The sequence below is a fragment of the Tumidithrix helvetica PCC 7403 genome (genome assembly GCF_965232925.1).
Lineage (GTDB): Bacteria > Cyanobacteriota > Cyanobacteriia > Pseudanabaenales > Pseudanabaenaceae > Tumidithrix > Tumidithrix helvetica.
Map to the genome: position 1 here is coordinate 1 of NZ_CBDDRA010000040.1, position 24396 is coordinate 24396.

General features: G+C 44.7%; 26 protein-coding genes. 16 read left to right on the plus strand and 10 right to left on the minus strand.

The annotated features are described in order from the left end of the window. Positions 1-229: 229 nt before the first annotated feature. Positions 230-1576 (plus strand): Era-like GTP-binding protein, encoded by a 1347-nt coding sequence (locus tag ACP2WE_RS23850; protein WP_425218020.1) that lies wholly within the window; start codon positions 230-232, stop codon positions 1574-1576. Between the two features lie 264 nt (positions 1577-1840). Here ACP2WE_RS23850 and ACP2WE_RS23855 read toward each other — a convergent pair whose 3' ends face one another. Then, complete coding sequence (locus ACP2WE_RS23855; RefSeq protein ID WP_425218021.1) at positions 1841-2593, minus strand: alpha/beta fold hydrolase; 753 nt, start codon at positions 2591-2593, stop codon at positions 1841-1843. A 681-nt stretch (positions 2594-3274) separates the two neighbouring features. On the opposite strand from ACP2WE_RS23855, the gene ACP2WE_RS23860 reads away from it, so the two are divergent. Further along, positions 3275-3661 (plus strand): universal stress protein, encoded by a 387-nt coding sequence (locus tag ACP2WE_RS23860; RefSeq protein WP_425218022.1) that lies wholly within the window; start codon positions 3275-3277, stop codon positions 3659-3661. Between the two features lie 144 nt (positions 3662-3805). Here ACP2WE_RS23860 and ACP2WE_RS23865 read toward each other — a convergent pair whose 3' ends face one another. Continuing rightward, positions 3806-4144: a ribbon-helix-helix domain-containing protein gene (locus tag ACP2WE_RS23865; RefSeq protein WP_425218023.1), complete on the minus strand. Its 339-nt coding sequence runs from the start codon at positions 4142-4144 to the stop codon at positions 3806-3808. Between the two features lie 175 nt (positions 4145-4319). Here ACP2WE_RS23865 and ACP2WE_RS23870 point away from each other — a divergent pair, with 175 nt between their 5' ends. After that, positions 4320-4841 carry an Npun_F5560 family protein gene (locus ACP2WE_RS23870; RefSeq protein WP_425218024.1) on the plus strand — a complete coding sequence of 174 codons (522 nt, stop codon included), beginning with the start codon at positions 4320-4322 and terminating at the stop codon, positions 4839-4841. Between the two features lie 79 nt (positions 4842-4920). After that, entirely contained in the window at positions 4921-5373 is a 453-nt protein-coding gene (locus tag ACP2WE_RS23875) for a hypothetical protein (protein ID WP_425218025.1), read from the plus strand. Positions 5374-5546: 173 nt separating this feature from the next. On the opposite strand, the gene ACP2WE_RS23880 is transcribed toward ACP2WE_RS23875, so the two are convergent. Further along, positions 5547-5804 carry a hypothetical protein gene (locus ACP2WE_RS23880; protein WP_425218026.1) on the minus strand — a complete coding sequence of 86 codons (258 nt, stop codon included), beginning with the start codon at positions 5802-5804 and terminating at the stop codon, positions 5547-5549. Between the two features lie 331 nt (positions 5805-6135). Here ACP2WE_RS23880 and ACP2WE_RS23885 point away from each other — a divergent pair, with 331 nt between their 5' ends. The 8 genes from ACP2WE_RS23885 to ACP2WE_RS23920 all read left to right on the plus strand — a co-directional run bounded on the left by ACP2WE_RS23885 (position 6136) and on the right by ACP2WE_RS23920 (position 12761). Beyond that, positions 6136-6480: a hypothetical protein gene (locus ACP2WE_RS23885; protein ID WP_425218027.1), complete on the plus strand. Its 345-nt coding sequence runs from the start codon at positions 6136-6138 to the stop codon at positions 6478-6480. Then, positions 6477-6653, plus strand: coding sequence for a hypothetical protein (locus tag ACP2WE_RS23890; RefSeq protein ID WP_425218028.1), 177 nt, complete (start codon positions 6477-6479; stop codon positions 6651-6653). The genes ACP2WE_RS23885 and ACP2WE_RS23890 overlap by 4 nt, the downstream gene beginning before the upstream one ends. A 76-nt stretch (positions 6654-6729) precedes the next feature. Next, positions 6730-7686, plus strand: a complete 957-nt coding sequence (locus tag ACP2WE_RS23895) for a glutaminase (protein ID WP_425218029.1) — start codon at positions 6730-6732, stop codon at positions 7684-7686. A 116-nt stretch (positions 7687-7802) separates the two neighbouring features. Next, a complete protein-coding gene (gene bchI, locus ACP2WE_RS23900) occupies positions 7803-8849 on the plus strand; it encodes a magnesium chelatase ATPase subunit I (RefSeq protein ID WP_425218062.1) in 1047 nt (348 codons plus the stop codon). 229 nt (positions 8850-9078) lie between these two features. Continuing rightward, on the plus strand, positions 9079-10266 hold the full coding sequence (locus tag ACP2WE_RS23905) for a TRC40/GET3/ArsA family transport-energizing ATPase (protein WP_330482815.1): 1188 nt from the start codon (positions 9079-9081) through the stop codon (positions 10264-10266). A 43-nt stretch (positions 10267-10309) separates the two neighbouring features. After that, on the plus strand, positions 10310-11182 hold the full coding sequence (locus tag ACP2WE_RS23910; protein ID WP_425218030.1) for an Rpn family recombination-promoting nuclease/putative transposase: 873 nt from the start codon (positions 10310-10312) through the stop codon (positions 11180-11182). Between the two features lie 95 nt (positions 11183-11277). Further along, complete coding sequence (locus tag ACP2WE_RS23915) at positions 11278-12216, plus strand: class II fructose-bisphosphate aldolase (RefSeq protein ID WP_425218031.1); 939 nt, start codon at positions 11278-11280, stop codon at positions 12214-12216. 62 nt (positions 12217-12278) lie between these two features. Beyond that, positions 12279-12761, plus strand: coding sequence for a CGLD27 family protein (locus ACP2WE_RS23920; protein ID WP_425218032.1), 483 nt, complete (start codon positions 12279-12281; stop codon positions 12759-12761). Between the two features lie 83 nt (positions 12762-12844). Here the strand turns inward: ACP2WE_RS23920 and ACP2WE_RS23925 are convergent, their stop codons facing one another. Both ACP2WE_RS23925 and ACP2WE_RS23930 read right to left on the minus strand, forming a co-directional pair. Further along, a complete protein-coding gene (locus ACP2WE_RS23925; protein ID WP_425218033.1) occupies positions 12845-13657 on the minus strand; it encodes a MerR family transcriptional regulator in 813 nt (270 codons plus the stop codon). An 83-nt stretch (positions 13658-13740) separates the two neighbouring features. Then, a complete protein-coding gene (locus tag ACP2WE_RS23930; protein WP_425218034.1) occupies positions 13741-16026 on the minus strand; it encodes a GumC family protein in 2286 nt (761 codons plus the stop codon). 479 nt (positions 16027-16505) lie between these two features. On the opposite strand from ACP2WE_RS23930, the gene ACP2WE_RS23935 reads away from it, so the two are divergent. The 4 genes from ACP2WE_RS23935 (at position 16506) to uppS (ending at position 20295) form a co-directional block, all read left to right on the plus strand. After that, the gene (locus tag ACP2WE_RS23935) at positions 16506-17024 is read left to right on the plus strand and encodes a cofactor assembly of complex C subunit B (RefSeq protein ID WP_425218035.1); all 519 of its coding nucleotides are present in this window, start codon (positions 16506-16508) and stop codon (positions 17022-17024) included. A 172-nt stretch (positions 17025-17196) separates the two neighbouring features. Then, positions 17197-18603: a diaminopimelate decarboxylase gene (lysA, locus tag ACP2WE_RS23940; RefSeq protein WP_425218036.1), complete on the plus strand. Its 1407-nt coding sequence runs from the start codon at positions 17197-17199 to the stop codon at positions 18601-18603. A 97-nt stretch (positions 18604-18700) separates the two neighbouring features. Next, the gene (gene cdaA, locus ACP2WE_RS23945; protein WP_425218037.1) at positions 18701-19555 is read left to right on the plus strand and encodes a diadenylate cyclase CdaA; all 855 of its coding nucleotides are present in this window, start codon (positions 18701-18703) and stop codon (positions 19553-19555) included. Next, entirely contained in the window at positions 19552-20295 is a 744-nt protein-coding gene (uppS, locus tag ACP2WE_RS23950; RefSeq protein ID WP_425218038.1) for an undecaprenyl pyrophosphate synthase, read from the plus strand. Before cdaA ends, uppS begins: the two co-directional genes overlap by 4 nt. 10 nt (positions 20296-20305) lie before the next feature. On the opposite strand, the gene ACP2WE_RS23955 is transcribed toward uppS, so the two are convergent. The 5 genes from ACP2WE_RS23955 to ACP2WE_RS23975 all read right to left on the minus strand — a co-directional run bounded on the left by ACP2WE_RS23955 (position 20306) and on the right by ACP2WE_RS23975 (position 24156). Further along, positions 20306-20935 (minus strand): HNH endonuclease family protein, encoded by a 630-nt coding sequence (locus ACP2WE_RS23955; RefSeq protein ID WP_425218039.1) that lies wholly within the window; start codon positions 20933-20935, stop codon positions 20306-20308. Beyond that, on the minus strand, positions 20922-22295 hold the full coding sequence (locus tag ACP2WE_RS23960; protein WP_425218040.1) for an AAA family ATPase: 1374 nt from the start codon (positions 22293-22295) through the stop codon (positions 20922-20924). The genes ACP2WE_RS23955 and ACP2WE_RS23960 overlap by 14 nt, the downstream gene beginning before the upstream one ends. Positions 22296-22385: 90 nt before the next feature. Beyond that, on the minus strand, positions 22386-23216 hold the full coding sequence (gene menB / locus ACP2WE_RS23965) for a 1,4-dihydroxy-2-naphthoyl-CoA synthase (protein ID WP_425218041.1): 831 nt from the start codon (positions 23214-23216) through the stop codon (positions 22386-22388). Positions 23217-23423: 207 nt separating this feature from the next. Next, complete coding sequence (locus ACP2WE_RS23970) at positions 23424-23699, minus strand: DUF2973 domain-containing protein (RefSeq protein WP_425218042.1); 276 nt, start codon at positions 23697-23699, stop codon at positions 23424-23426. A 139-nt stretch (positions 23700-23838) separates the two neighbouring features. After that, positions 23839-24156: a DUF2605 domain-containing protein gene (locus tag ACP2WE_RS23975; RefSeq protein WP_425218043.1), complete on the minus strand. Its 318-nt coding sequence runs from the start codon at positions 24154-24156 to the stop codon at positions 23839-23841. Positions 24157-24396 lie beyond the last annotated feature (240 nt).

Genomic DNA, 24396 nt, shown 5'->3' on the forward strand with positions numbered 1-24396 from the left:
AACGCGATCGCAGATGCACTTAACACTGTGACGAAGAAGGATATTGTAGGATGGTATTCAGATTGTGATGCCAAGACGGTTCTCCTATAATCCCGTCCTCGTTAACATGAAAACCGCGATAAGCTATATCGATGATTACCTCAGCTTTTTCAATTGCATGATTCGTAACAGCCGAAAACCAGTGAAGCGATCGCCAAAATTATCGAGATACTCCATATAAAAACTTGACATGAATTCTGACTATCTACAACTAGCCCGCGATCGCCTCGTCAATTCCCTCAGTTCAAAAAAGCTCAACCAACAAGAAATTACTGCGATCGCGGCATTATTGCTTAAGCTCGATCGCTGTGCAATCCAAATTGCTGCCTTTGGCATGGTTTCGTGCGGCAAAACATCGGTCTTAAATGCACTGCTAGGAAAAAAACTCTGGGCTACGGGGGCAATTCACGGTGTTACCCAAACTGTAGAGACAAAGGGATGGAATCCCAAACTAGAGAAGGAAATAGAAGACACAAGTTCGCAGGATTCGGTTTCCTTCGGAGCGGAAAATGAAGAGGGGAATGGTTCAAGCTCTATCTCATCTCCTAACACAAAGGTTCAGATCGAGCTGATCGATACCCCTGGTATTGATGAGATTGCAGGGGAGGAACGCACGGTTTTAGCAATGGAAGCGGCACAGAAAGCCGATCTGATTTTGTTTGTGATTGCTGGAGACATGACCCGTATCGAGCAAGACGCGATCGCGAAGTTACGAGAATGCTATAAGCCCATTCTGCTGGTTTTCAACAAGATCGATTTGTATCCTGAAAGCGATCGCCTTGCAATTCATGCGGCCCTGCAAAGTGAAGCCGTGCGCCAACTTATTTCACCCGATGAGATCGTGTTGAGTTCTGCTGAACCCATGCCTACCAAGGTGCGCCTGCAATATGCCGATCGCCCCAGTCAAGATGTTTGGGAACAATCACCACCCGATGTGGAATCCCTTAAACTTAGGATTCTTTCCCTACTCAATCAAGAAGGGAAAGCACTTTTGGCACTCAATGCCATGCGAGCTTTGGCAGATATTCAAACCTCTGTCACTCAGAGACATCTGCAACGCTTGCCTTCCCTGCGCCCAACTGTAACTGCGGTGTTTATTGGTAAGGCGATCGCTTTATTCATCTCCCCTTGGTTCTGGCTAGATGGACTCATTAGTGGGGCGATCGACAGTTTGCTCTTGGCAGTGTGGATCTGGGGCTTTCCACTTCAGCAATCCTTGAATTGGCTGGGAGCGATCGCGCTGAATTCTCTCATACTCGGAGGGCTGGGCATTGCGATCGGAAGCGATCTCGGTTGGAATTTTTCCTTTAGCTCTAATTTTGGATCTTTTTCTGGCGCGAACTTTGGATTGAGTGATATTCCACAATTTGCCCAGATTGGCTGGACTGGAATCACCCTACCTTGGATGTTGCGATCGCTGCATCGGGATCTAGAACAAAGTAGCGGCTGGGGGCGATCGGGCGCAAAAGCCTTAATTCAAAAGATTTTACAAACTGCCCCAACCAATACGATTCTCAGCCGTCTTAAATCCAACTAGATCGGGCATGTTTAGAATATCCTCACAAATCACTCCAACCAAATCCTTAAAGACTCTCCATCTATGAGCCAGAGGCTTCGAGTTGAGATAAGTGCTATGCCACAGGAAATGATTTCTGCCATTTTTTCTGCGGAATTTAATACCATTTTCAAAAGATAATGCGACGCATTATCTTTTGAAAGACCGCGCTCCGCGCGGAACTCAAATCTCGATCTGTTGCAAATCTAAATAAAATTGGTATAAATAGAGTCTAGCTCTCACCTGTTAAGAGCGCATATTCAAAAATTCCATAGGAGCCAAGGTCTCTAAAGGATAGCTGAGTGTATTCCAAAACTGAATGATTTGCTCGCAGACATCTTGTGGATAGAAGTAATGAAAGAAATGATTTCCTTGAGGGCATTCCCATAGGCGATCGCCTTGCTTGAACCATAGCAACCATGTTTGAAGGGCTTTCGCATCTATTACGTAATCATCGAGGCTGCCACAAACTAATAAAGGAACGGGCACTTCACTAGGACAAATTTTTGCTTGCTGAAATAGCGAATGAGGTGAAAGCGAGTTATCTAAATCCTTTTCTAAAGCTTCGACAAACCGCTTGAGCGTATAACGATCTTGGCAGTTAAAAAGACTCATTGCCATTTGGGTTAATGCAATTTCTCGACTGTAGGGAATTAGGTTTCTTTGCTTATAGTAATGTACCTTCCAATCGATCGCAGGATGTACGCCAACTGCCAAGATGGTCAAAGACTGAACGAGATCGGGATATTTCTGTGCGTACATGATTCCCAGTAAGCCTCCCGTGCTATGACCGATCAAATGTACGGGGCGATCTTCGCGTTTTAAATAATCGTGGAGTAGAGCTAGCGCGGTCTCCATTGAGCTTGGTTCATCTTGTTCTTGGCAATATTCCCACTGGCTCGTTTTGACATAACGGGATAATTGCTTAAGTAATGGCAAATCCAGTCGTCTTAAACTCTGACTAGTACTGAGGTGGACTACTTCTGGCAATCTAGACATTTAATCTCCATTGTTAATGAACAATAAATAGTGAATACTCGATAGCATTAACCCTAATAAGAATTAATAGCAATTATGAGGTATTGTAACTATCCTTCGTTGTTTGAGCGCGCAGTGCAGGCTTCTAGTCCTTGCAGGTAAGATGCCTGCGCTACAGATTAATTACAACTTATTTACGATTCCTATAGCGATCGCTGCTGCGGTTGAAGGCTTTCTATTATGAGCAACAACGAGGTCTTTGAAAGGCGTATCAACATCTAAAAATCGATCTCTAAGATTCGGTGTCATAATTGACAACTACTTGTAATAGCTTACAACAAAAACAGCTTATTGAAAAATATTATCATTAATTTTTTGAGTTCGATTGAATCTTGGTCCACCTAACAATGAAGATCCCAAATTCAAGATAAACAAGACTAGCGTTGTTGGATGCATTGGCATGAAACACATCATCTTAATTTTAGATAGATTTCGTTATATCTATACACATCCTATCCAAGATAAAATAGGAGTAATGGAAGCAATGAAGTAAAGTAGTGGGGCGGTTGCAATGTAAAAACGTAATTCCAGAGTTTGTTCGGCGCGATCGGTGTTGAGGGTAGTCGCAGAGTGATATGTTAGATCTAAATAACCCTTACGTTTGAACTCCTGATTAATTGCATCATTTAGGTTGAGGCAAAGATGTTTAAGACTATTTTGTTTCCTGTAAATCAGAGCCAAGAAGCCCGTCAAGCCTTTGATGTGGTGGTTGAAATGGTAAATAAATATCAGGCGAAGCTATTTGTGATGTCGGTGGTAGAAGCAGAGACCTCTGAAATCGATCGCGCAGCAACTGCCGACCTACTTACAGAAATCACCGATGCCTTGAGCAAGATGGGTATTCCAGTCGAAACAAAGCTTGGGGAAGGCAAGCCCGCTTTTGTGATCTGTGATATTGCTGATGAAGTTGCGGCAGATTTGATTGTGATGGGATCGAGGGGCATGAGTTTAGCCGAAGAGCATCCCGATGGCAGCGTTAGCCAAAAGGTGATCAATCTATCTCCTTGTCCTGTCTTGGTTGTTCCCTAAAACCCAAAGATTCTTTCTGGGGTAAAACTGCCCCAGATAAATAAAATAACTGCCAGTGGTTTGACGGGCCAGAATTTGTGAGTTTTGAATAAGTGAAACGCTACTTTTTTGGGGCTTAACCCACAAAAAATTCTTGACAGACGACTAAGCAGCTAAGCTATCTACACTTAATGGCACCCAACTGCCTTTACTGGTTAGCCCCAGTAACATTGACTCAGATGGACGGATTGTTTTACCTGTAAGCGCACAAGCTTCTTCTTTTTGAGCTGTGGCAGAGACACTAGCCCGAATCTCATGTCGAGAAATTTTTGTCTTGGGCGTTGCAGTTTCCTGTGTGCCGATATAGTGCCAAAGAACGTCGCGGATGAGTGCTTGATAGCCCTGATTCCCTGCCAACTCCTTCAGCTTTTCCTTCAACTCGCGTTCTAGACGAATGCTAGTAACTTCCATTTCAGTGGTTGAGGTGTGATGAAGTGTTTGCATAAACGATTTCCTAATACAGTACAAAATTTACTAGACAACATATACTACAAGTGTAGTATATCAAGCTGAGATTGTACGATTTTTTTCCTGAAATAAAAGCCTAGTTCTAAAAAATTGCCAGTTTGGCAGTTTTATGGTATAAACCTTAACCTAAATCAGACTATCAGGGACATGTATGAAGACGATTGAAGAATCACGGGAAGAAATCGGTCAACTCAAGAAAGAGTTAGAGCAACGAGACTTGTTAGTTCAGCAATTGTCCGAAGAACTATTTAGGCTAGTGAAGGGTAATTCGGCTTTTATTCCTAGTCAGGAAATGTCTGAGCAACATGCTGAGAATGTAAAAATTCTCACAAATAAGCTAGCGAGTGTCGAAGATCAATTATTCGTCGCCCATAGCCAACTCATGGAGCGCGATCGCGAAATCATTGAGCTACGTCAGTCAGTCCAAGAACTTAGCGATCGCACCAAGATGCTAGAACAGGTGGTACAAGAGTTACCTAATGTCTATCGCAATAAGTTTGCAGAGCGCATGGTTCCGATTAAGCAAAAGGTCGAAGCACTCCAAAAAGAAAATCGCCAGTTGCATATTGAGCTACAAAGCCTGAGTTTCCGTTTGGCGAATCGCGTTCGTCCTCAACGTTTGGAACTTCCCAGAGTTCAGCTCGGTTCTCCTGCCCTACCTGTCTTTGTTTAAGTGGCTCGGTCAAAAAATTAGTCTTTTGGGTGTGGGTAACTCCTTCACCCTTTTCTTTTGAAATCATTTTTTGGGTGTGATGGATTTAATTAGGGTCTGTGACGATATCGAAGGTTTGCGTGATTGGGTACGCGAACATTTAGCTGTGGATGCGGCTGATGGTAACTTTTGGCTTCCGATCGTGTGGACAGGCAGAGGACCTCTCTATGCTGAAGTAATTTCACAGCAACCTGATGGCAAATATCAGCAACCATTCCACCTACCAGACAAACTCAGACAGCCATTATACGATCTTGGTTACAAACTACTGAGTCATTTAAAAGTGACACCCTCGGTCTATTTGATGCAGTTTTCTTTGTCTTCTCCAAATTCTTTAGAAGATGCTGAAGTTCTCTTCGATCGCCTAATTCCGTTTCCTGCTGAACCCGCGATCGCTTCTGTAGGTGTCCAAGAGCCCAATCTATTTACCTGCCACTGGCTCTGCCTCACCAATCGTCCCATCTACGATCTAATGATTCGCCAAGGTTTTTAGTTTACTGACGCTTCAAACCCAGATTGCCACAATTTTTTGCGAATCTTTCTACTCTACGTTTTATCAATAGCATCTTGAATCTCCTCTAGGCTCACATCTGATCGATCTGATTTTGCATAGATGAGTAGAAGAACGACGAATGAAGGGCAGGGTAAAACGAACCTCGGTCATAATTAGCTGAAAGCCTCTTCCCAAAGCTGAGTGACTGGAAAAGTCTGCCCTGCGGTGGCAAGTCTCACAGATTCTTGCAAGTCAGATAGTATTTTCTCCTTGGGTTCCTGTTCGTCAATCAAGGCTAAACCACTGACACTATCGAAATTGATGGAGTTAAGGATTTGTTGCCAAAGTTCAACGGGCACAAGTACATCGGTGGTCTCACCTTCGGCGTTAGTGACGTAGCGAATACGATTATCTATTGGAGCGATCGACATAATTCTCATCCTTATTTAGATTTGCTAATATCCACTCTTAAAGTCATCCATTGCTTCATATGCCAAACAGTTTAGCTTTCCAGTAGCAATATCGCTTTCCACTTGCTCATAAGATGGGATCTGTAATATAGCTGACTCAATTTATTGAATAGTCATTTTCTGAGCTTCCCGTATAAAAGCTATGTAGCCAGTTAAAGTTATTATAACTTACTAAACATATGCTGGGAAGTCTGTATAATCTTGTACTAGATGCGATCGCAGCTTGTTCACCAATGAACGTTATGCACCGTCAAAATGCTAAACTGTAAGCTGACAACACATTCAAAATCCAGTGGCTGAAATCTCTAAGGAGACCATTGAAAAAATCTTGAAATTGATTGGAAGGCTGTCAATCTTAATTGATGCAGCCTCATCCACGGAATTACTTATATTCAATACCTATGGTGAGACCCAAGAGATGTTCTATGTGTTAGAGCAGCTACAGAATACGAAAGAGAGAGGAATTTCCTCTTACTCAAGGCTTTCTACTCTTCTGTTAAAGGTATCCGAAGTTCAACCATCTGCACCTGTTTTAATGGTGGAGATGTTAATCCAAGCCATAGAACAAGCTGAAGCCACTGTTGATGCTGGAGAAGCCACTGTCAATGAAGCAAGAAATGATTGGAGAATCTTATGACTAGCCCTGTTCTGCCCGATCCGCAAAAAGTCCAGAAAACAGTTGTTAAGTTGCAGGAAGTCTGCAATCAGTTCGATCTACTGAACTTTAAACTTGATGAATTGATTGCACAGGTTGATGCAGAAATCCGAAAAAGTCCTTTGACAATCTATCATTTAAAGAAAAGTCGTTAGGTAAAAATTACGCAATCCTGCGTTGCTAACCCGCCTTAAAGCTATTAAATTTTCGTTATTGTTGTTGTAGAGTTTCTTGAATTTATTTACAACCTCACAGCTAGCGGCATGGGTCGAGCAAGCTAGATCGATCGCTTCTCAAGGCAAGCTTCCCACCTATATTCCCCTATTGGCACAAGTAGATTCCAATTGGGTGGCGGTGGCGATCGCTGATTCTCATGGGGAAATTTTGCAAGCAGGGAATATCGATCGCACATTTCCACTGATGAGCGTGGTGAAGCCTTTTAGCTTGCTGTATGTGTTGGAAACTGTGGGTGCAGAACGGGTATTCGATCGCGTCGATCGCGTTGCTTCTACGGAGCCATTTAATGTCATCCCCCAAGGTAAGCCGCAAAATCCGATGCTCAATGCTGGCGCGATCGCGATCGCCTCTCTGTTACCCTCCTGCGATCGCTTTTGTGAATGGTTAAATCAACAGGCAGGCACGCAGTTATATTTGGACGAAAGGATGTTGGCATCCGTGCGATCGCTCTCCCATCGGCGCAATCAAGAAATTGCCCAAGTTTTAGAAGATTCTGGCCATATCGAAAATGCCGATGCTGCGTTAGCGATTTACGAACAGGTTTGTTGCCTATCGGCAACCGTTGAGGACTGTGCCCGTTTAGGTTTGCTGTTAGCCTGCGATCGCATCCCATCCGAGCAAAATTTATCTGGGCAAAATTCATCTAGACAACTTTCTAGAATTTCTCAGAAAAATCGTCAAATTGTTACTGAAATCGTGACAACCTGCGGCATGTATGCTGCCTCGGCACAGTTTATGCAAGAAGTCGGATTGCCTTCTAAATCAGCCGTAAGTGGCATTATTTTATCCCTCATCCCAGAACGGGGCGCGATCGCAGTGTATAGCCCCACCCTAGATGAGATCGGTAACTCAGTAGCAGGCTTATTTCTGGTGAAGCAGATTGATGCAGCATTTAGAGCGGCAATGAACTCGCGATCGCTTGGGACTGAAACCTCACACCCCGAACCCTAAATGCTCATTGCTACCCGTTTTAAGTTATATTGCTAGGATAATATTTACCGTTATTAAAGTTTAGAACCTTGACTGCAACTCAATTTCAAGCACAAACCCTATCGCCTAACCAGCCAATGATCAAAAAACGTGCCGTATTTCCGTTTACTGCCATCATCGGGCAAGAGGAAATGAAGCTGGCATTGCTACTCAATGTGATCGACCCCAAAATTGGTGGGGTAATTATCATGGGCGATCGCGGTACAGGTAAATCAACCACCGTGCGTGCCCTTACCGACCTCTTGCCTGAGATTGAAGTTGTGGCAGGCGATCCCTTTGGTAGCCACCCCACCGATGCTGACCTGCAAAGTGAAGAAGTACGACAACGCTTAATGCGAGGCGAACATGTTGCCATTACCAATCGTCAGGTGACGATGGTAGATCTGCCGCTCGGTGCGACTGAAGACAGAGTTTGCGGCACGATCGATATCGAAAAAGCCCTCTCAGAAGGTGTCAAAGCTTTTGAACCAGGTCTTTTGGCAAAGGCAAATCGAGGCATTCTCTATATTGATGAAGTGAATCTGCTGGACGATCACCTGGTCGATGTACTGCTAGACTCTGCGGCATCGGGTTGGAATACCGTAGAACGCGAAGGGATTTCGATTCGCCACCCTGCTCGATTTGTGTTGGTTGGCTCTGGTAACCCCGAAGAAGGCGAACTACGTCCGCAGTTGTTAGATCGTTTTGGCATGTACGCCGAAATTCGCACGGTAAAGAAACCCGAACTGCGCGTGCAAATTGTGGAGCAACGTACAGATTTCGATCAAAATCCTCAAGAATTTTTGAGTACCTGTCTTGACAGTCAGGTTGAACTACAAGCCCAAATCGTCAGAGCGCAAACCCTACTTAGTTCTGTGTCCATTTCGCCTGAATATCGGTTAAATATTTCACAAATTTGTGCCGATCTCGATGTCGATGGGCTGCGAGGCGATATTGTCACCAATCGTGCTGCCAAAGCGATCGCTGCCCTCGAAGGTCATCAAGAAGTCACGGTAGATGATATTAGACGGGTGATTCCGCTTTGTTTGCGCCACCGCCTGCGTAAAGACCCCCTAGAATCAATCGATTCGGGCTACAAGGTACGAAAAACCTTCAATCAGGTCTTTGGAATTGTGGAAGAGTAGTCTGACAAAACACCTGACAGAACATTTGGCAAAACACCTAATGTATGGGCAGTGAATGGTGTGTGCCTGCCCAATCAACCTAGAGAAATCACAGAGAAATTACTCATACAGTGAGTAGTTGTGGATTTTCTTGATTACCCTGCAAGTCCGCCCTAACTCAGTGTTAGAATTAATTCAATAAAATGTAAAGATTTTTAAAGTTCCAGACTGACGGTCTGAATACAAAGCTATGCGAATTATTTTAATGACGGGTAAGGGGGGAGTTGGTAAGACTTCTGTTGCTGCTGCCACTGGGTTGCGTTGTGCTGAGTTAGGCTACAAAACCTTAGTACTGAGTACCGATCCTGCCCACTCGCTTGCGGATAGCTTTGACATCGAGCTAGGACATGACCCCAGAGAAGTTCGACCCAATCTATGGGGAGCCGAGCTAGATGCGCTCAGAGAACTAGAGGGCAACTGGGGAGCCGTGAAGCGATATATCAGTGAAGTCTTACAGGCAAGAGGGTTAGAAGGTGTCCAAGCCGAAGAACTGGCAATCCTCCCAGGGATGGATGAAATTTTTGGACTGGTGCGGGTGAAACGGCATTACGACGAAAAAGACTATGAAGTTCTGATTATTGACTCTGCCCCCACAGGCACAGCTTTGAGGCTCCTGTCCTTGCCAGAAGTAGCGGGTTGGTACATGCGGAAATTTTACAAACCCCTTCAAGGTATGGCACAGATTCTCAGCCCTGTGTTCGATCCAATTTTTAAGCGGGTGACAGGTTTCTCTTTACCCAATAAAGATGTGATGGATGCCCCCTATGAATTTTATGAAGAGCTAGAAGCGTTAGAGAAAGTTCTCACCGATAACACCACAACGACGGTGCGACTGGTGACCAATCCCGAGAAAATGGTGATTAATGAATCTCTACGGGCGCACTCTTATCTCAGTCTCTATAATGTCGCTACGGATATGGTAATCGCCAATCGGATCATTCCAGATTCGGTTACAGATCCCTTCTTTAAAGCTTGGAAAGATTCACAAAAACAGTATTGCGAACAGATCCATAGAGATTTCCATCCCTTGCCTGTGAAAGAGATCCCCTTGTATTCCGAAGAGATGTGTGGTTTACAGGCACTGGAACGGCTCAAAGAAACCCTCTATGGTAATGAAGACCCCACGCAGGTTTACTATAAGGAACAAACGATCAGAGTTGTGACCGAAAACAATCAGTTCCGTTTAGATCTCTATTTACCTGGAGTTCCCAAGGAAAAGGTTGAACTCACCAAGACAGGCGATGAGCTAAATATCCGAATTGGTAATCACCGTCGCAATCTGGTTTTACCTCAGGCTCTATCTATGTTGCAACCCTGCGGAGCCAAAATGGAAGATGACTATCTCAAGATTCGCTTTGCCGAACCAGCTAAGGTTTAACTCAAGAAGTTAAAGGGAAAAGATTTCTGCTAAAATCGCTATCATGTTTGATAGTGTATGTCGTTTTTTAGCAGAGACTTTCTCTCAAGATTTTGCCATTTGGCTGATCGGGGAACCGATTATCCTGACTGAATTGAGTCCTACTGAACTCTCCTTAGAACCAATCCGGGCTGACTCTCTGGTCTTGTTGCAATCTCAGAACTTAGTCCTACATTTAGAATTCCAAACTCAGCCTGATGCTACGATGCCTTTTCGGATGATGGACTATAGGATTCGAGTCTATCGCCGTTTCCCTGAAAAGCAAATGCGCCAAGTAGTTATCTATCTTGTTCCTTCAACTTCAGAGATTGTCTATCAAACGGCTTTTTCTGTACCTAAAACACACCATGAATTTGAAGTCGTTCGTTTATGGGAACATCCACCAGAGGTGTTTCAGCATTCGATTGGTTTACTACCTTTTGCGGTGTTGAGTCAGACTGACAATCGTGAAGAAATATTACGACAGGTTGCGAAACAGATTGAGGCAATCGGCGATCCAAGAGTACAAAGTAATGTAGCGGCATCAACGGCAATGCTCGCTGGACTATTATTAGAGAAAGGACTAATTCAGCGCTTATTGCGGAGTGACATTATGAAAGAATCTGTCATTTATCAAGAAATGCGTGCTGAGGCTCTTGCTGAAGCGCGTGCTGAGGTACTTGCTGAGGCTCTTGCTGAATTTGAGCAAAGAGGATTACAAAAAGGACAAATTGCCATGTTGCTGCGACTACTAACTCGCAAGTTTGGCAAGGTAAATCTTAAAATAAAAGCTCAAATCTCTAAGCTATCTATAATGCAGCTTGAGAATCTAGCAGAGGCGATTTTAGATTTTAATCATATAAAAGATTTGGAGGCTTGGCTAAAGAATCATTCATAAGTAGTTTCACGAGTTCTATAAGAATCATATGAGCTATTCATGACTACGATCGCTTCAACGATAGGATTGAAAACATCAGCCCTTGAGAATCTACTATGCTTAGCTCGACCAGAGAACTTTTAGAAACAGCCAGCCGCAATTCCTACGCGATCGGAGCATTTAATGTTTACAACCTTGAAGGGGTGAAAGCCGTCGTGGGAGCAGCAGAAGTCAATCAAAGTCCTGCCATGCTGCAAATTCACCCCAGCGCTCTAGAGTTTGGTGGGGTGGGACTAATCGCCCTATGTTTAGAAGCGGCTCGTGCAGCCAAGGTTCCGATCGCAGTGCATCTCGACCATAGTACCAAGGCTGAAGATATTCGAGTTGCTTTGGAGGCAGGCATGACTTCGGTAATGGCAGATGGTTCCCATTTACCCTACGAGCAAAATATGGCATTTACCAAAGCAATGACAGAGCTAGCCCATAGTAAAGGTGCGATCGTGGAAGCTGAAATTGGTCGCATCAGTGGTACGGAGGATGGTCTCACCGTAGCGGAGAAGGAAGCGAAAATGACCGACCCCGATCAAGCGGTGGAATTTGTGAGAGCTACAAAAGTGGATGCCCTAGCCGTGACCATTGGTAACGTTCATGGTGAATATAAGAGCGAACCAAGACTAGATTTCGATCGCCTTGCCAAAATCCGCAAACTCGTGCATGTGCCGCTGGTGCTGCATGGTGCATCTGGACTACCCGCCGAAGCGATCGATCGTTCCATTCAGCTTGGGGTCTGCAAGTTTAATGTCAATACAGAGGTGCGGCAAGCCTATATGTATAGCCTGCAACAGGGGATTTGTTCGCGATCGCTAAAAGATTTGGTTGACTCGATGGGTGCCGCGATCGCGGCAATGCAAGCAGTCATCACTGAGAAGCTAGAGCTATTTGGATCAGTGCGCAAGGCACATCTGCACCTGTCTCCCTATGCCGAGATGTTGGCAGCTTTGACAGTTGAGAACCATGATGTCACGGTTGGGTTTGATCGGACTTCACTACCTTAAGCTAGATTGTCAGCTATCCTGTAAATAGTCGTCAAATTTGCTGGAGACCTATTTAGCTACCCATGGCTTGCCCCATCCCTGAAGAACAACAACCATTGAATGAATACGTTGCGCTCAAAGAATCTTTTTTCTATCGATGGGCAACTCTAGATCTTTGGGCATATCTCCGTATCATTGTGCTGATCTGGCTTAGCTTTTGGCTGGTGACTGCCCCTGTTGCGGCTGTAAGCTTTCCACCTGCTCGGCATCTCTGGCAATTTCTCTGTTTGGGTAGTGCGGGTTCGACGGTGGGGCTTTGTTTGCCCTTACTACTATTGTTCTCGGGATGGGTGCATGTAAAAAATCGCCTTCAGAGCCAGAAAATTTTCTACGAGGAAACGGGTTGGTATGACGGCCAACAGTGGGAAAAGCCCGAACCTGAGTTGTTGAAGGATCGTCTGTTGGTTACCTACGAAGTTCAACCCGTTTTAAATAAGATTCAGAAAACAATTTTGATTCTCATAGGGTTTTTCGCAGTGAATCTGGGCATCTTACAAATTCTTTAAGGGAAATCTTTCCTTGTTTCCCCTAGATTCCACAGGACAAGCAGAAGGGCGTTATCCTGTGGAATTTGGAATTGGGATATTGCCTAAATTTTCTCTACTGGGAACTGAATCTCGGTGATATAGGATTCGTTATCAAGCTCGAAGCCTCCTTGAATATAGAACTCACGGTTCGGCGCGATACAGCGGTAGCCGTTATTTTCCATCCAAGTCAGCAGATGCTGGTAAGACTGGTTAAGCGTACTGTAGCTTCCTTGATGGATGATGCTGGCGATCGCATCGTAGCCTTGGAGTTCGTAGACCTTGATGCGATCGGTTTCTGGTACGGGGCGATCGATCGCTAAAACGGCTTCGCTATCAACATCGCTCTCTTTATAGCCTGGGTCGTGCCAGATTCCCGCATCATACTCAAATTTTGTGATTCCCTGTTGGGCCAAATACACGTTGAGTTCTTGGAAAAGTTTACCAATAGCGAAATAGTTGGGCAAGACCTCACGAATGGAGGCAACGGTCATCGGTTCGATCTTTTTAATTACAACTTCGTAGTCTGACATCACATCCTCCTGTTCTATTTGTTTGAGTCTGGCTTCTACTCTGAGCAATCGCGATTGTTCTTCCTCAATGTGCTGTTGCATTTCGGCATGCTTAAGCCGCAACATTCCACGCATCTGTTCGGGTGAAATTTGCTCATTTAGCAGTAGATCGATTTGCTCCAAAGAGAAACCCAAATCTTTCAATGCCAAAATGCGATTAAGCCGAGGCAATTGAGTTGCCGAGTAAAAGCGGTATCCTGTGAAGCGATCGACGGAGATGGGTTTGAGTAATCCCATCTGGTCGTAGAGGCGCAGTGCCTTGATAGACACTTGGCTGAGTTTAGAAAATTCTCCGATTTTGAGCATTTTGCAAACCTCCTTGCCTCTTGGTTTTAGTACACACTATCCCCTTAGGGTAGAGTCAAGAAGATTCTGTAAAGCTTTTTTCTTTATGCTTCCGTTTTTACTCGTGCCAAATCATCTTCATCTTCAATAAGTTCAAGGTCTTCATCATCATCTTCTTCTGCGATGACACTTTCTCCTTCGGGTAACTGAGAAGGATATTGATAGTAGTATGAAGAATAGTAGCCGTAGTGATAGCTACTATCCGTTTTGTTGATCAGGTTAATCAGAATACCTGCGACATTGCCACGGGAGCTAGCCAAGATTTCTAAAGCTCTGGCAATCGCTGGACGCGTGGAACGTTCGATCGCAGCCACCAAAACTACAGTATCCACTCTCGAAGCCAAACTCTGAGCATCAGAAACACCCACCACAGGTGGCGTATCGATCAAAACATAATCGTAGGATTCTCGCCAGACCTCCAAGAGCGCACTCATTTTGTTGGACTCTAGCAAAACAATGGGATTCGGTGGAATCGGCCCTGACGTGAGAATATGTAATAATCCCTTGGTATCGCCTGCCTGTACGAGCTGCCGCCAAGGACGGTTGGTGGCGATCGCAGTGGATAAACCATATCGGTTATGGGTGTTAGCTAACCGATGTATCATCGGCTTTCGCATGTCAGCGTCAATGAGCAGCACGCTATTGCCAAATTCTGCCAAAATTGTGGACAGATTAAATATCAAAGTGCTCTTACCTTCAGAGGGAACTGCGGAGGTAAACGCGATCGTTTTGATACTTTGATCGGAACCCAAATAGCGGAGGTTGAGGGCAAAAGAACTCAAGGCTTCCCTAAAAGCGGAATGGCTATAGCTGGGAAGCACTCTCGCTTTCCCTGGTGCTGCGTTGAGGGAAGTAATATCAGTACGAGGGATGGCTCCGAGTAAGGGGATGTCAATAAGTTCTTTAACTTCATCAACTTCTCTAATGCGTTGATCGGAGCGCTCAAGAAGGTAAGCAAGTGCAATACCAAACACAATCCCCGCTAAGCCACCAAGCAGCAAATTCCGATTAATATCTGGCGAAATTGGGCTCGTGGGCAAAAACGGAGGCTCTAATTCCCGCCATGACGAGATCTCTTGCGCCTCGGCAATACGTAATTCTTCTAGTTTCTCAGACAGCTTTGTAAAGATAGAAGTATCCAGTGCCAACTGGCGCTGTAGCTCTGTATATTTTTGCTGGAGTTGGGGAATTTGGGCAAAAACTGTAGAAATTTGAGATTGGGCACTACGAATACTATTGACCTGGGCCTGTTGCACCGCGATCGCAGTTTGAGCATCAAATAGCTGAGTTGCCAAATTTTGCTGGATTGAACTGCCACCAGCCTGCGCAGGAATTTCGGTGGAGAGTCCAGTAACGGGGGCTTTATTCCCCAATAATGTCTGAGCTTGAGCTTGCATCAATCGATACAGTTGATCGCGCCGATCTTTGAGCCCTTGGACGCTGGGTGTATTTTCACTAAACCGAGTGCGTTCTAATGAATAGTTAGTGACGGCTTCTTGATATTGTTTGACCAAACTTTGATAGGTAGAATCCTGTGCCAACATTGCCGAACTGAGCGCCACATCCGTAGGTTTGCCCACCTGTCGCTGAATTTCCTCATATTGGCGTTGGGTTTGCGCAATTTTAATCTGTAGATCTTGCGCTTGTTGCTCTAGGTTCTCTCGCATCTTGTAAACCGAGGCAGCATAAGACTCTGGGTCAACAATGTTATAGGTTTTACGAAACTGAGTCATTGCCAGAGCCGATTTCTCCAGTTGCTTCCTGACCTCGGGTAGTTTCGCTTCGATAAACTTGATCGCATTGCTCGACTTGGTGCGGCGATCTTTGAGGCTGTACTCTGCGTAGGTATCTGAAAGCGACTCTAGAATATCTCTCGCTCTTTGGGGATTGGAATCGCGGTAGGTTAAGCGCAATACCATCGCGTCTTTTTCAGGACGAATGGTGAGATTATCCACCACTGTCTGCACAAATAAATTGTCTATGGGCTTGCCAGTTTTGGTTTTGAGTTTAGCGATCGCTGATTCGATCAAGGGACGACTTTTGAGAATCGCAATCTCAGTGGAGAGGTTAGCATCTCGCACCATAATTCCACTAGATGTCGGATTTACACTTGGCAGATCGGCAGCGACAGGAATTGTGGTGTTGTCAATAAGCAGGGATGCTGAAGACTGATAGAGGGGCGTGCGCGTAAATGTATAGTAGGCAGTTCCCGCAAAAACTGTCACAGAAGTGGCTAATACCACCAACCAACGTTTACGCAAGGTGCGTATCAAGCGCTTTAGCTTCAAAGAGTCATCTAGATAACCAGAGTTAAGGGGATATTCCGCCATCTCCAAACTTCACCTTAAAAATTGCTAGATCTGCTTGATTGCTATGCTTATGGAATAGCTTAGCTCCACGAATACAAAGCGCTACTAAAAAACGATGATTCAGCCATTCATTCAAGGATGAATTAACTTGCCTCAAGGACTTATTAAAAAGCTCAGTACCCATAAATACATGGTTAGGATACTACACTCGCAAAAATTCGGTTAGTAAAAACTGACTTTTACGATAATTGTTTACTCTAAGTTTTTAATTTGCCTTTAAGAGATCTAACCAAAAGCGTCCAACGATGCTCGAAACACTCAACACACAAACTAAACACGCAAACTAAACGCCTAAGCGATTTCTGAAATTAAGTTACAAAGTTGCCGCTATCCTGTCAACATTAACTTTTACTTTGAGTAGATGGCTTGCGGTATCGACACAGCAACATCTATAACAGCCGACTATAATCATATATTGTAACGTAAAGCCTATTTTTTAAATGACTTCAACGGCTCCTGCTTTATATTCCACCTTGTTTTTAACGGCTTTATTGTTTGTGGGGTTGCTATCTTTTCTGAAAAGTTCTGTCAAAGAGCGCACCACAGAGCGAATTTTAAAATCTCAAGATTTAAACGACGATCGCTTACTGCAACAGGTGAGAGATCATTTAAGAGCGCGATCGTATCAAGTGGTCAAGCTAGATCCAGCCCAAGAACTGGTCGTAATGACAGGGCTAGTGAAACCCAGTATGGCTCTTGCCCTATTGTTGGTCTTTCTGGCTGCGATCGGATTCGGCAGTTTGGGCTTGGTGCTAGGCATTTTGATCCCCGATTTAGAGAATATCTGGATGTTTTTGGTACTTGCCTCGCCGATCGCGGGGATATTTTACTGGCGTGGGGCAGAGCGCCAAGAGGAAATCAGCTTACAACTACGTTCTGAATCTCGTCTTTGGATACGCGGACATAAAGACGAGCTAACGGCTTTAGAGAGATCGCTCAATCTGGAGCAATGTGAATAATAAAGCCGATTTAACCCAAACTGTCTGGTTAGTCCCAAGCATTATGGCTGTGGCTCTTTCAATGATAGCGAGTACCCAAAAAACCGAGATAAAAATAAAAGCAGTTCGCTCTAGACTCTCATGCACTTCTATAATGGTTTAGAGTTAACTTCTTCATAAAGATTGATACGCGATGACTACGGTTCTACCGAATTTTTCTACACAGCTGTCTGAGCAAACTAGATCTGAGCAAGCGACGGAAAGTATTTTGTCTGCACTTTCGCCCAATCAGCAACTCATGCCTCTAACTGCCAAGATCGATGCCCAAGATCATCTTGAAATGGGTGGTTGTGATGTGGTCGAACTGGTAAAGCGGTATGGTTCGCCACTTTATATCCTAGATGAGGTCAGTCTGCGCACAGCTTGCCAGCAATATCGAGATGCTTTTCGTGAATATTATCAAGGTAGTTCGCAGGTACTCTATGCGTCTAAAGCTTGGAACTGTCTAGCTATTTGCGCGATCGCTGCTTCTGAAGGCTTAGGCATTGATGTTGTCTCGGCTGGGGAACTGTACACAGCGTTGAAGGCTGGTGTCAATCCTCAACTGCTATACCTCCATGGCAATAATAAATCCGTCGAAGAACTTAGCTATGCCCTCGTTTCAGGCTGTACTGTAGTCGTCGATAACTGGCTAGAACTACAAACGCTCGATCGCCTTGCCAATGAGCAGCAGTTACAACCGCGTGTGATGTTACGTATTACCCCCGGCATCGAATGCCACACCCACGAATACATTCAGACGGGACATCTAGATAGCAAGTTTGGCTTCGATCCTAATGACGTTGAAGCAGTTTTGGCATTTGTAGCAAAGTCCAGCCTGAACTGTATTGGCATTCACGCGCATATCGGCTCTCAAATCTTTGAACTGCAACCCCACCAAGATATTGGAGCGGTGATGATCGAGTGGTTCAAAATTGCTTCCGAAAAGTACGGGATTGAGCTAGCTGAACTCAATATTGGTGGTGGTTTAGGGATTCGCTATATCGAGTCTGACGATCCACCCAGTATTGCCGAATGGGTAAAAGTAGTGAGCGCAGGCGTAACGTCTGCTTGTCAAAAAGCAGGTATCCCCTTACCAAAACTGCTCAGCGAACCTGGGCGATCGCTCGTAGGATCAGCCTGTATCACTGCTTATACTGTTGGTAGTAGCAAAACCGTACCTGATATTCGCACCTACATTACCGTTGATGGTGGCATGTCTGACAATCCGCGCCCGATTACGTATCAGTCCAAATATCGTGCTGTAGTTGCCAACAAAATGAGCGCTGCGCTGGAGCAAACCGTTACAGTGGCTGGCAAGCATTGCGAGTCTGGCGATATCTTAATTAAAGACATCCGATTACCTAAAACCGAGGCAGGTGATGTTTTGGTGGTGTTGGGAACTGGCGCGTACAATTACAGTATGGCTTCAAATTACAATCGACTGCCTAAGCCTGCGGCGCTCTTGGTGGCTGATGGGGTCGCAAATTTGATCGTCCAGAGAGAAACTTGTGAAGATCTAATTCGTCAAGACTGTTTGCCTGACAGATTGAGGCTTTAGGTAGTTAAGCTAAATGTGATGGCTAAATGTGGATTAAGTTAGAGGACTATGAATGCAGTGGTTAGAGTGGTTAACCAGGATCGACTCGATTGCATTCATGCTGAGGGTAATCGACGTATCGTTGGTGCTGTTGCTGGTTTATTTGATGCTAGCGCTCAGCAGCGATCGCCGTACGCTCTTGATGATTCGCGGCATCATTTTCCTGTTGTTAGCAAGCATCATCAGCAATCATACTCGTCTGAGCTTACTTAACTTTGTTTTAGACAAGTTATTGGTAGGGGCATCTGTGGCAATGGCTGTGATTTTGCAGCCAGAGTTACGTCGTTTTTTGGAAAGGTTGGGGCGAGGCGATCTGCTCTCTTTACTCCATCCTATGCAAAGCCGCCCCACCGAAGTAGAATCTGATTCAGCGATCGATGAAATTGTGGATGCCGTCAAAGAACTGTCTCAAAATCGCACGGGTGCATTAATGATCGTAGAGACGGGCGAGCCGATCGACGAGCATAACTTTTCTGTGTTAGGAGTGCGGCTCAATGCGGTTTTGTCTAAAGAACTCTTACAAACCATTTTTCAAACAACTACCTTGCTCCATGACGGGGCTGTCCTCATGAGAGAAGATCGCGTGATCGCGGCGGGTGTAATTTTACCGATCTCCGATCGGGCTGCCTCCCGTGAAATTGGGACTAGACACCGTGCAGCGATGGGGATCACGGAAAGAGTCAGTTCTTGCTTTTGCATTGTCGTTTCCGAAGAAACGGGCTCGATCGCGATCGCCGAAAATGGTGGACTCGATCGCCCTGTGACCAGTTCCCGATTGCGCGAAGTCTTAGAAACAAAACTTGCTGCCTACCGTCCAGTAAACCTAGGCAGAACCGTATCGAGATTTGGCTGGCTTTGGGAAAAAATCAGCTTCAAAACATTAGTTACACGCAAATCAACTCCACGAAAATGACTGCCAAATTGCTGCAAACCCTGCCGCCTGATTTAGATCGTCAACGCTTGCCCAAACATGTTGCCGTGATCATGGATGGCAATGGCAGATGGGCAAAAAGACGAGGAATGCCCCGAATTGTGGGACATCGACAGGGGGTAGATGTCATCAAAGATTTGTTGCTCTGTTGTATCGATTGGGGAATTCATTCCCTCACCGTCTATGCCTTTTCTACAGAAAACTGGGGACGACCTAGTGAAGAAGTTGACTTTTTAATGGTCTTATTTGAGCGCATGTTGCGCCAAGAACTAGAGCAAATGGGACGTGATGGTGTCCGCATTACCTTTGTGGGCGATCTAGATCCCTTGCCAAAATCTCTGCAAGCCGAGATCCAGCGATCGATGGAAGATACAAAAAATAATCAAGCTGTTCATTTCACCGTAGCGATCAACTACGGCAGTCGGCGTGAAATTGTCAGGGTATGCCGACAATTGAGTGAGATGGTGGAAACAGGCGAACTCAAATCGGAAGAAATCGACGAGAGTCTATTTGAACAGCATCTTTATACCGCTGGCAATTACGATCCCGATCTTTTGATCCGCACCAGTGGCGAAATGCGTTTGAGTAATTTTTTACTCTGGCAGATGGCTTACACCGAAATCTACTTTACCAATACGCTTTGGCCCGATTTTAATCGCTCAGAATTTCATCGGGCTTTACTGGATTATCAAGAACGCGATCGGCGCTTTGGCAAGGTGTAAAAGTCAGAATCTAGATTTGAAGCCAACTTCTCAGAATGTTTATTACTACTGGAGCAAAGGGTTCTAGTTGCCCCTGTTGGGTTTGTGCCAGATCATCGACTAGCAACTCTAGCAGTTCTTCATCCTCTAACCCTTCGTTGGGATTGATGCCGTTTTTCCATAACAATGCGTTAGACAATTGCTTACGTTTTTCGATTAGGGCGCGGTTATTTTTTTCGTGGTCTCCTAAATTTAAGACTTGAATTGTGGTTGTTGCCCGATCGCTCAGCCCTTCTACCCGACCGCTAATTTTGAATCGAAGTTCTGTTTCACATTCCGTCATTAGAGGAGTTAGGGGTAAGTGTTGTGATTCATGAGCATCACCGCATTGATTAAATGTGTTACAACTAGCAACAATATTTGAAAAGTCCAGGGTACGACTAGGATTCAGGTTTTGAGCTTCTACATGCTCATTATGGCAAGTGTTAATGTCTTGGATTTTCTGACAGCAATAGGCGCAAAGGTAAAATTGTTCTTTGAGGGAATAGTCTCGAATATCTCGACGAATATCTGTATCTAAATCGGTGTAGTGTTTGTGGGGATTTGCTCGTTTCCAAACAGTCAAACTTGATGGTTCCAGCCCTTTACTAATGGTTCGCATGACGCAATTCTTGTTTACGGAGTAGTAGTTTAGCCTTGACCAGTTCGAGATTGTTTGTGTTGCGTAATTCGTCTGTTAATTCTGCAAGCAGTTGTTGAGCTTGGGCTAGGTTTGAATCTTGTACGGCATCCAGTAGATCGTTAAGCTTGTCATTAATTTTTTCCTTACGAATGCTGATATCCATGACATCTAATAAGACAGTATTAGCATCTTGCCCATATTGGGAAGGCAGTTCTTGCAATTCACCGTTGGTTAATGTGTAAACCAAAACATCTTTACAGTCGCTGATTACCAGAGGCGAATGAGTAGTAAGCACAAATTGGCAATTGGGGAAAGTTTCGGTTAAGCGATCACATAGGTTGCGTTGCCAAGAGGGATGCAGATGTAAATCTACTTCATCAATCAAAACAATGCCATGTCCGGTTAGAGGATTATCTAGGGAGGGGTTTAGCATGGCAAGACGACGGGCAATATCACCAACAAGAGCCATTAAAGATTTTTCACCTTGGGAGAGTTGGGCTACGTTTAGCGTCTCACCGTTTTTATCGATCGCCATGTGGAGTCGAGGTTTACGGCGGACTCTGAGGTTGTCCATTTGGGGCATGAAGCGGCTAATAGCGGTGCGAACTGCGGTTAATTGGCGATCTTTAGCTGAGGCGTTGAGGTCGTTTAACAGATGCCATACCTCATGATTTATCCTAGCCAATGATTTCAGTTGGTTCAGCACATCTTCAGAAATTCCCGATTCATTTTCGGTATCTTCCCTTTCCCGAAACCACTCAAAAAAGCGTCGAAAGTCAATGCCCTGCACAAGGGAATTGTCGTAACCATCTAGTTGCAAGAACGTATGTTTCGTCTTAATTTTGAGTGGAATATCCAGCACGCTGCGCTCGACAGGGTAAAACGCGATCAGGGGGAGGCTGGTTTGGTCGTCGTGGGTGATAGCATTACGGTAGTAATTAGCTAATCTCGTACAGTCATTAAGATGACTTGTGTATTCAGATGTACGACCTTGTCTGGCTTTGGCTAAGATCCACTCAAAAGAATCACCAATCCCATTAAGTTGGAGATAGGTTGATGGCTGATGAGCATCATAGACATCTATTTGAATAGCGCAGGCGTTGGCTGCATTGAAAATGGCATCTTCGGGAATGGGATTGCCACTGCCTTTCTCTGCACGTAACCGAGCCAAAAACCAACTGAGGGATGTAGCTAAGGCTCTCAGTATAGAGGTTTTGCCAGTTCCATTGTTACCAACAAAGATTGTGATGTTCGTAGGATTTTGCTCAGTGGGTGCTACAGGGATTTTGAGATTTTCAAATGGGCCAATATTATTTAAAATAACCCGTTTAACTTTCATGTTGATAAAGCCTCTACGATCTGCGGCAGTAACTCCACCATTGCTGAGTACTGCCCCATTAATATCTTAACGATCACTTCAACCTCTTCGCTAAGGAAGATTGGGATATTGGCGGAAGTTGGGTTTGCGCTTTTCGAGGAAGGCCTGTTTGCCCTCTTGGGCTTCTTGGGTCATGTAGAAAAGCAATGTCGCATTGCCTGCCAATTCTTGAATGCCGGCTTGACCATCGCAGTCTGCATTAAAAGCAGCTTTGAGGCAACGAATGGCTAGGGGACTCTTATCTAAAATTTCCTGCGCCCAAGCAATTCCTTCTGCTTCTAGATTTTCAACGGGTACGACCTTGTTAACTAAGCCCATGTCTAGGGCTTCTTGGGCATTGTACTGACGGCAGAGATACCAGATCTCGCGGGCTTTCTTTTGTCCGACCAGCCTCGCAAGGTAAGATGCGCCAAAACCGCCATCAAAACTCCCGACCATTGGGCCCGTCTGACCAAAGATGGCATTGTCTGCTGCGATCGTTAAGTCACAGACCACATGCAAAACATGACCTCCCCCGATCGCATACCCCGCCACAAGTGCAATCACAGGTTGAGGCATGGTGCGAATTAACCGCTGTAAATCCAGCACATTCAGTCTTGGTACACCTGTGTCTGAGATATAGCCCGCTTCGCCTCTGATCTTTTGATCGCCACCCGCACAAAAAGCATATTTGCCATCCGCCGCTGGCCCCGCACCCGTCAGTAAAACCACCCCAATTTCAGTATCCTCACGGGCATCCGTAAAGGCTTGGAGCATTTCTGTGATGGTTTTAGGGCGGAAAGCATTGCGCACTTGAGGACGATTGATCGTCACCTTTGCCATGCCATCGGCTTTGTGATACAGAATATCTTCAAATTCGGCAGCGATTTGCCAATCAGTCATGGGGATTTATCTCTTGGTATAGTAATTCGCTTTTACTGTCTAGGCTTAGGATGGGAAATATTCGCCTTTAGATAGAATAGCGAAGAACGATGACTGAATGATTTACCAAAAGACGAAACTATCGCCAAAATAGAAATTTATTAAATCGTTTATCCTCTATCTTCAGAAAATTGCAGGGTTTGCTAGATCGCCGACATGAGATCGGGGTTAAGCATCAGTGCTAGGAGATGCTTCGTATAACGCGTCAAGATGCATGCGTGCATCATCCATACTCATAGAGCGAATTACGAGGAGGGGCTCATCAGTCAAATTACCATCTCGATCCAATAACTCTGGATGGGTAAATCGAGTGGGTTTGCGCTTGACAACATTGTTGCGGCTTCCAGAGTCAGTTTGAGCTAATGAAATCATGCTGCGAATTAGGTTACTAATCGCTAAGAGAGAAAGTGCTGTAAAGGCAACGATGTATAAAACCTGTACCATAACTTTTTGATCCTAAATAGTTTTGCTCTAAAAGCTTTAAACGATAAATAAACGGAGGTTAAAAAAGGATGAGAGATCAAATGACTCTCAGCGTAAAAAGTAGCAATTCATTAAAAAACTTATTTACCGATCATAACCCCTAGCTTGCTTTAGTTTGGCGATAACGTATACCAACTGCTTGACATTCCATCAAAAGGCTATGCCAAGGCATCATGGTTTCTACATCTATGCCTACTTGATGTCCCGTGAGATTAAATAACGACGTAGCCGTACCCACCTCTTGCTGAGCAGTTCTGACTTTTTGTAAGAGCGTCGATTGTTCGACTTCAGACATAAACTCAAGTTTCTCGCGCTCCAATAACTCTTGCGATCGCTCAAACCAGTAGCGAAAGTCTTCAAGCAGAGGCTCTAGAAGTTGCTTTAGCAGATCGGATTCAGGAAGAGAAGAGGAATTCATGGCAGTAAATCAGAGTGAAAAAAAATTTTTATACAGTTTTAGCAATCTGGCAATTGGCTTTCACCTCACCGTTATTGCTTGATGAATGGTTGACTTAAATAAGAAATTGAACCTTGAAATTTAATTTTTTAATTATGTATACCATAGCACTTTGTTACTTTTCTTAACAACCCTTGGGGATCGCTCTAAAGGCTTATTTTGTAGGATTTCGAGAAGGGTCTGTCTAGGATTAAATCTGCA

Coding starts and splice junctions, on each gene's coding strand:
- ACP2WE_RS23955 (WP_425218039.1), bottom strand. CDS start 20,935: ATGCGAACCATTAGTAAAGGGCTGGAACCATCAAGTTTGACTGTTTGG.
- ACP2WE_RS23850 (WP_425218020.1), top strand. CDS start 230: ATGAATTCTGACTATCTACAACTAGCCCGCGATCGCCTCGTCAATTCC.
- ACP2WE_RS23860 (WP_425218022.1), top strand. CDS start 3,275: ATGTTTAAGACTATTTTGTTTCCTGTAAATCAGAGCCAAGAAGCCCGT.
- lysA (WP_425218036.1), top strand. CDS start 17,197: ATGACTACGGTTCTACCGAATTTTTCTACACAGCTGTCTGAGCAAACT.
- ACP2WE_RS23920 (WP_425218032.1), top strand. CDS start 12,279: ATGGCTTGCCCCATCCCTGAAGAACAACAACCATTGAATGAATACGTT.
- ACP2WE_RS23930 (WP_425218034.1), bottom strand. CDS start 16,026: ATGGCGGAATATCCCCTTAACTCTGGTTATCTAGATGACTCTTTGAAG.
- ACP2WE_RS23910 (WP_425218030.1), top strand. CDS start 10,310: ATGTTTGATAGTGTATGTCGTTTTTTAGCAGAGACTTTCTCTCAAGAT.
- uppS (WP_425218038.1), top strand. CDS start 19,552: ATGACTGCCAAATTGCTGCAAACCCTGCCGCCTGATTTAGATCGTCAA.
- ACP2WE_RS23915 (WP_425218031.1), top strand. CDS start 11,278: ATGCTTAGCTCGACCAGAGAACTTTTAGAAACAGCCAGCCGCAATTCC.
- menB (WP_425218041.1), bottom strand. CDS start 23,216: ATGACTGATTGGCAAATCGCTGCCGAATTTGAAGATATTCTGTATCAC.
- bchI (WP_425218062.1), top strand. CDS start 7,803: ATGATCAAAAAACGTGCCGTATTTCCGTTTACTGCCATCATCGGGCAA.
- ACP2WE_RS23960 (WP_425218040.1), bottom strand. CDS start 22,295: ATGAAAGTTAAACGGGTTATTTTAAATAATATTGGCCCATTTGAAAAT.
- ACP2WE_RS23925 (WP_425218033.1), bottom strand. CDS start 13,657: ATGCTCAAAATCGGAGAATTTTCTAAACTCAGCCAAGTGTCTATCAAG.
- ACP2WE_RS23890 (WP_425218028.1), top strand. CDS start 6,477: ATGACTAGCCCTGTTCTGCCCGATCCGCAAAAAGTCCAGAAAACAGTT.
- ACP2WE_RS23865 (WP_425218023.1), bottom strand. CDS start 4,144: ATGCAAACACTTCATCACACCTCAACCACTGAAATGGAAGTTACTAGC.
- cdaA (WP_425218037.1), top strand. CDS start 18,701: ATGCTGAGGGTAATCGACGTATCGTTGGTGCTGTTGCTGGTTTATTTG.
- ACP2WE_RS23880 (WP_425218026.1), bottom strand. CDS start 5,804: ATGTCGATCGCTCCAATAGATAATCGTATTCGCTACGTCACTAACGCC.
- ACP2WE_RS23855 (WP_425218021.1), bottom strand. CDS start 2,593: ATGTCTAGATTGCCAGAAGTAGTCCACCTCAGTACTAGTCAGAGTTTA.
- ACP2WE_RS23870 (WP_425218024.1), top strand. CDS start 4,320: ATGAAGACGATTGAAGAATCACGGGAAGAAATCGGTCAACTCAAGAAA.
- ACP2WE_RS23905 (WP_330482815.1), top strand. CDS start 9,079: ATGCGAATTATTTTAATGACGGGTAAGGGGGGAGTTGGTAAGACTTCT.
- ACP2WE_RS23975 (WP_425218043.1), bottom strand. CDS start 24,156: ATGAATTCCTCTTCTCTTCCTGAATCCGATCTGCTAAAGCAACTTCTA.
- ACP2WE_RS23970 (WP_425218042.1), bottom strand. CDS start 23,699: ATGGTACAGGTTTTATACATCGTTGCCTTTACAGCACTTTCTCTCTTA.
- ACP2WE_RS23875 (WP_425218025.1), top strand. CDS start 4,921: ATGGATTTAATTAGGGTCTGTGACGATATCGAAGGTTTGCGTGATTGG.
- ACP2WE_RS23935 (WP_425218035.1), top strand. CDS start 16,506: ATGACTTCAACGGCTCCTGCTTTATATTCCACCTTGTTTTTAACGGCT.